A 322-nucleotide genomic window follows, 5' to 3' on the forward strand; every position below is an offset into this window, starting at 1 on the left:
ACCACTTTGTGGTTCATGACTGGGGTGAAGTCGTAACAAGGTAGCCCTAGGGGAACCTGGGGCTGGATCACCTCCTTATATACGAAGATTTTCACGATGAGTACCCACACAGATTGATTAGGTTTATTTTAGAGTAAAAAAGGATTTTACTTTACCAGATGGGGCTATAGCTCAGCTGGGAGAGCGCTTCGCTGGCAGCGAAGAGGTCTGCGGTTCGATCCCGCATAGCTCCACCATCTTTAAGTACATTCCTTCATTTAGTGTCCTTAGAAATGGTTACATTATCTTTAGATAATGAAATACATGCTCTTTAACAATTTGG

At 43.2% G+C, this 322-nt stretch carries 1 tRNA gene and 1 rRNA gene; both read left to right on the forward strand.

The features are described 5' to 3' along the window. Positions 1–78: ribosomal RNA gene (locus FCV43_RS19850) — 16S ribosomal RNA — on the forward strand; the annotation flags it as partial. Positions 79–160: 82 nt separating this feature from the next. Then, a tRNA-Ala gene (locus FCV43_RS19855) sits at positions 161–236 on the forward strand. Positions 237–322: the final 86 nt, after the last annotated feature.

It is taken from the genome of Vibrio genomosp. F6, assembly GCF_005146325.1.
Taxonomy (GTDB): Bacteria; Pseudomonadota; Gammaproteobacteria; order Enterobacterales; family Vibrionaceae; genus Vibrio; species Vibrio cortegadensis.